The sequence below is a fragment of the Streptomyces sp. NPDC086989 genome, assembly GCF_044745505.1.
Taxonomy (GTDB): Bacteria; Actinomycetota; Actinomycetes; order Streptomycetales; family Streptomycetaceae; genus Streptomyces.
In genome coordinates, this window is the sequence record NZ_JBIVAL010000048.1 from 1 (window position 1) to 5,278 (window position 5,278).

Below are 5,278 nucleotides of genomic sequence, written 5' to 3' on the forward strand. Positions count from 1 at the left end.
GGCGGCCGCGTCGGCGGGAGCGGCGGCGGCTGCGGCTGCGGCTGCGGCGGTGGGAGCGTCGGCGGGAGCGGCTAAGCCGGTGGGCGCGGGGGCCGGAAAAGCCGACGCTTCGAGCCGGCTTAGGGGGTATAGGGGGGCTGGGATGGTGCGGGGTGTTCCCATCGGGAACACCCCGCGGGCATGCTCTCAGAAGAGCTGAGGGCCCTGGTTGGGCGTTGGACGACTGCAGAGCAATCCTTAGAAGGATCCTCTTGCTGTGGTGCGCTCAGCTTTCAGTGATGAAGAGCTTGCTGAAACCTTCAGTGAATCAAATCGAAGTGCTCAGTCAGAAGGGCGAAGACTTGCAGCCCCGCTGATCCTCCGATCCCGATGCCAATTCCGACAGAGATTTTCTTCCCCACTTTTACGGGCCACTCTGGAAACTTCTGCAGTTTTGAGTGCCAGTTTCCTACCCGAAGTTCGAAGAAGGGATCCTGGTTTGCGGGTTCCATATTCTTCATTATGTTCCCGCTACCAATCCTGTCGGAGGATCTGGATTTTGTGAATCGCGATTACATCGACTTTGGATTTTTTTGGGAACAGCAGGCTATACTTCGTCATAGTGATTCCGTTCCTGGTTGTTTCGGAGTCCGAGAGAGGGAGCGTTCTGCTACTCCTGGATGCTTGCCGGCTCTGGGGTAGAGCGCGCTCCCTCTCCTATGTCCGCTGGTGAGAAGATTACAACGCCGGTTCTTGTCCTTGGGGGCCTTGTGGGCGGAATGACCCATTCCGACATGCCCTGGGGCTCTCCGGGCGGCGATGCAAATACTAGTTTTAGCCCGGATAAAGGCTGTGAGCTGCGGAAATTCCGCCGACTTCGCTTGCGCTGGCGTGTTATAACGTTTTGATAACAGGCTCGGCTGCGCTGGATTCGCCTAGCGTTTTGAAGACGAGAATTCGCGATTCTGAGAATCTGTCCTTCAGGTCGGCGTCTTCCTACTCACGTGAGTGGGTTGGGGGGCACATACCAGTTTCGGTAGGTGCCCAGGAGGCACCCCGTAACGTTCGGCGGTGCTCGGTTTGCAAACTGCCTAGGATGGCCTGGTGGAGAAGCTGGGGAAGCACCAGGGGAACGCCAAGGTGAGCCTTGAGCTCAGGTTGTCTCTCGACTCGGAGCTGGCGGAACAGCGGGCGTACCGCTTGAAGCTGCAGGGTGATGAGCAGTGGAGCGTGCGAGGGCTGCGCCGCCAGGAGGCGGCGGGGGTGCGGGCTGCATGGCGCCGTGAACAGGAAAGACTGCGGAGGGCTGGTGAGCTGCTCGACACGGTCGACGTGCTGGCCGCTCACGGTATCGAGTTGGAGCTAAGGGACCGTGACTGGTGGGACCGGCGGTGGCCTGCGGTGCCTGACGAGGCCATGGACCCCGGGCGGTGGCCTGGATCGCGGGACGGCGGATACCCCAAGCAGGTCCCTTTGAGGCTGCCTCAGCCTCTGGCGCGGAAGACGTACGCGGCCTGCTGGCACTCCTCCTACAAGGCGATCCTGGAGCTGAGGAAGTGGCGTGAGCAGAACCCTGGCATCGTTCCGCGTCGCGTTCGGAGGAGGACCGGCGGGCGGGGTGTGGCGGAGCTGGAGGAGTACGAGAGGCTTGCCGCCCAAGTGACGACGGTGGGTGACGTCTACAGAGCCGGGCTCCTGCGGGGTATCGGCGCTGCCGAGGCCCTTCGTTCCAGGCGGAGCTAGGAGATGCCCGGGCAGAGCCATGATCGTGGCGAGTCCAGAGGTTCGTCCGCCAAGCGTTCGCGATTCCCTTGAACGCGGGCCAGGCCCTGCCGTTGGGCAGGGCCTGGGCGGGATGGCGGTTCTACTGGTTCTCAGGCAGTTGCGAGAGCCGGTACAGGGTTTCTGACAGGGCCCTTTCCGCTGTCTCTTGTGCCTCTGCTTGCTTGCGCAGGGCTTCCATCAGCTCTTCCGGGGTCTGTCCGCTCATCAGTCTTCTCCTTCTTGGGTTGGACGGGGTGCTGTCAGGCGGCGGCAGTGAGGAAGAGTGCGGCGATTCCCAGGACCAGGGCGTGCGCGGTCTGGTCTGTCTAGGACGGTTCGTCTTGGCCCCGCCCAAACGGCTTCCTCTGGCCCCAGCAGAGGAACGGTTTGAAGTGGCCCCACCTGGCTGCCCAGACGCCGAACGTCAACGATCCGTTTCAACGAAGGCTGACGCTCGTCACGGAGGCTCGCGACTGGCAGGGGCTCTCGCCGGAGTCGATTTGGGAGGTACAGGAGGGGTGTCCCTCAACGCCGTCGGCATTGAGAGGCCCACGACAATGGCTGCATGGCAGCTACTTCTCCGGCGTCCCGGCTGGTCGCCTCTGCGGCTCGAGAGCGGCTGCGGCCGCTCGGTCTCAATCAGCGCGGTCGATCCCGCATCTGGGTCGATGACCGCGGTTGGTGGCTCGGGATTGTCGAGTTCCCGTCGCCCACGTGGAGCCAGGGCAGCGGGTTGACCGTGGGGGTGATGTGGCTGTGGCAGGACCTCGGCCACCTGGCCTTCGACTTCGCGGAACAGGTCCAGCCGAGGCAGGACTTTCGCAACGAGATTCAGTTCGGAACGGTGGCGGCCGCACTCGCCGACCAAGCGGGAGACCGAGTCGAGACCTTCAGGAGCACGTTTGGAGGGCTCGACCAGGCGGCCCTGCGCCTCCTGCAGCGTCCAGTACGGCGCGGTTTCCTCTGGGAGAGCTTCAATGCCGGCGTTGCCGCCGCCTTGGCAGGTCGCCCCGAGGAAGCAAGAGATCGCTTGCGCGCGGTACTCGACGAGGAGCCCGTGGCGCCATGGATCCTGGACGTCCAGCACGCCGCCCGCCACGTCTATGACGTTGCGCATGACTTGGCGGCGGTCCGTGATTGGGCTGTGGCCGCGGTTGCTTCTTGCCGAAGGAAACTGGCGCTGGAACCCACGCAGTGGACAGTCGAATCCCTCGCCTGACGACCAAGCGACTTCAGATCCTGCCCGGGTGCCCCACGGGCCGCCACCCGTTTGGAGTAGTGCGGGATTGACCCGGATTCCGGCCCGGGATCTCGCCCGGCTTGTACACCCGGCTTTCCGTGTCACCCTCGAAGAGGACTGTGAACCACCAGATCGGTTTGCCGCGCTCCCGCCCCCAGCTCCTGTCCGTGATGACCCCGTCGCGCACCTCGCGTGACGGGCTGTTCCTGTCGTACATGCGCACCCGCATGCCTGGACGCCACTCGTCGCCCCATCGCTTTTCCATACACCTGACAACATCACACGGCCTTCCTGGGGCAAAGCCCGAAGGCTTACGCACGCCGCCGTCCACAGGGCTGGTGTGGAAACGTCCCGTCCCATGACACCTCGTACTGCCCCGTCGGCGCCCGCCCGCAAGAACAAGGCGCTCACCGCAGCCGACCTCCCCATCCGGGTTCCGGTGATCCACGGCGAGACAACGGCCTCTTACCTCGTCCGCACCGCGTCGGCGAACGCCGTCGAACTCCCGGGCCTGCTCCGCGCCCTGCACAAAGGCCGACTCCCCGCCAGCGCCGCCCAAGTCCACCCGGGCACCCACGAGATCGCCCTCACCGAGGAGTCCCTGACTCGCCTGGCCGAACTCACCGGCCGCCACGTCGACCAGCTGTGCCACGCCCTGCCGGGCCTGGCCCCCGCCCGCCTCCTCACCTTCTCCGGCGCTGCGGTTCGCGCCTGGTCCTGGCCGCAGGACCCCGGCCAACCCCCCCTGCCCGCCTGCCCGCTGTGCCTGGAGGAAGGAGCCTGGCTGGCCGGGGACGGGCACCGGTGGCGGCCCTGTGCCTGCGGGCGCCGCTGGGAATGCGGCGACGATGGCGGCTATCTCGTCGACACCACCCCGCTCCCTGAGCTCGGCCGCGCCTTGGCCGACCACCGGAGCCTGAACCACCGCGTCGGCCCGGCCGGTGACGCCCTGGTCGCTGATGCCCACCAAGTCACCCTGTGGTGGTGGGTCTACCGCCAGGTGGCCCACGAGACCTGGCGAGAGCGTGAAGACACGCTTGGTTTCGGCCGGCACCGGCGCCGAGCCGCCCCCGCGGTGGTCTACCCGGAAGCCGTCCGCCTGGCCAGGCTCATGGACCAGTGGGAGACGCGCCGGGCCCAGACACCCGGCATCGAGCCCCGGCCGTGGCTCGCCGACGTCGCAGATGAGTTCGGTGTTCCCGGCATCGCCGAGGGCCGCGAAGCCGAACCGCTGTCGACCTGGCTCGAGCTGCACCCGCCGCTTGGCGAACTCCCGGCAGAGAAGCCCCTGAAGGCCTCAGAGAGGCGCTGGGACCTACTACCCGCCCTTCATCACCGGCCGGAGGACCGCGGGCCCTTCCAGGGCCGCTCCTGCCTTCGCTGGGTGTATGGGCTGCCGTTCACCTCGACCAACGAGCTGTGCCCGTACTGCGGCGGCCGTGAGCCCAGCTGCCGGTGGGTCGCGGCGGACGACTGCCCCCGGAACCCCTCCCCCGCGTCCCGGAACACGAGCCCCCGGTGACAGAACAGGACCTCCCCGCGGAACCCGATCCGTTCCTGCTCCGCCGCGACACGCCGAGAACAGAGGCCATCCCCTCGCGCATGTACGCGTACTTGGGGTCCGGCCTGGAAGGAACACCAGGAACATCCGGAACATGCCCTCTGACCTGCAAGAACATGCCTGAAATCTGTTCCGGCAGGGGGTGGGAACAGTCAGAAACGCAGCAAAAAACAGGCGACACGCCCGACCGCGTTGTCATAAAACAGCACGCCACGCCCGACTGCGTTACAGGGATCTATATGGGCAAACCGGGATTCCAGGCTTCTGGAAGCTGGCGAACGCGCGCGGAGAAAATGAGCGGGGACCAGGAACACTTGACACGCCCGATAGGATCGCCATCAGTGGTGCGGAGCAGCCACCCAGCGATACATCGGTGAACGCCCCCGGAACCCGTTTCCGCGACCCTCCCACCGTTTCTAAACAGGAACCGGGAACAGGCGGGAACACTTGACACGCCGGATAGGATCGCCACCAGCGACGCGGAGCGTAGCCCAGCGATTCTGAAAAAGATCCGCACCAGGAACACTCCGCTCCAGGAACAGAAACGAGCCCCGGGCCGATCCACGGCCCGGGGCTCGCTCGTTTTCTGACCAGATGTTGGACGACACCAGAACGCCATTGGCTGACGACACGAGATGTGGCTCTGGCACTGATCTTGTGGTCTCGTGACGCAACGTCATCGGATTCCGTCATCCTGTGAGGCGTGCGATCTTCGGGGTCTTGAAGTGTTGTTG

4 protein-coding genes are annotated in these 5,278 nt (G+C 65.3%); 3 read left to right on the forward strand and 1 reads right to left on the reverse strand.

The window, feature by feature from the left end:
- Positions 1 to 1,083 precede the first annotated feature (1,083 nt).
- The gene (locus ACIPK4_RS39925; RefSeq protein ID WP_402322837.1) at positions 1,084 to 1,722 is read left to right on the forward strand and encodes a hypothetical protein; all 639 of its coding nucleotides are present in this window, start codon (positions 1,084 to 1,086) and stop codon (positions 1,720 to 1,722) included.
- A 121-nt stretch (positions 1,723 to 1,843) separates the two neighbouring features.
- On the opposite strand, the gene ACIPK4_RS39930 is transcribed toward ACIPK4_RS39925, so the two are convergent.
- Complete coding sequence (locus ACIPK4_RS39930) at positions 1,844 to 1,969, reverse strand: hypothetical protein (protein ID WP_402322840.1); 126 nt, start codon at positions 1,967 to 1,969, stop codon at positions 1,844 to 1,846.
- A gap of 339 nt (positions 1,970 to 2,308) precedes the next feature.
- Between ACIPK4_RS39930 and ACIPK4_RS39935 the strand changes: the two genes are divergently transcribed.
- The gene (locus ACIPK4_RS39935) at positions 2,309 to 2,962 is read left to right on the forward strand and encodes a hypothetical protein (protein ID WP_402322843.1); all 654 of its coding nucleotides are present in this window, start codon (positions 2,309 to 2,311) and stop codon (positions 2,960 to 2,962) included.
- A gap of 379 nt (positions 2,963 to 3,341) precedes the next feature.
- Positions 3,342 to 4,505, forward strand: coding sequence for a TniQ family protein (locus ACIPK4_RS39940; protein ID WP_402322846.1), 1,164 nt, complete (start codon positions 3,342 to 3,344; stop codon positions 4,503 to 4,505).
- The last annotated feature ends 773 nt before the right edge of the window (positions 4,506 to 5,278 follow it).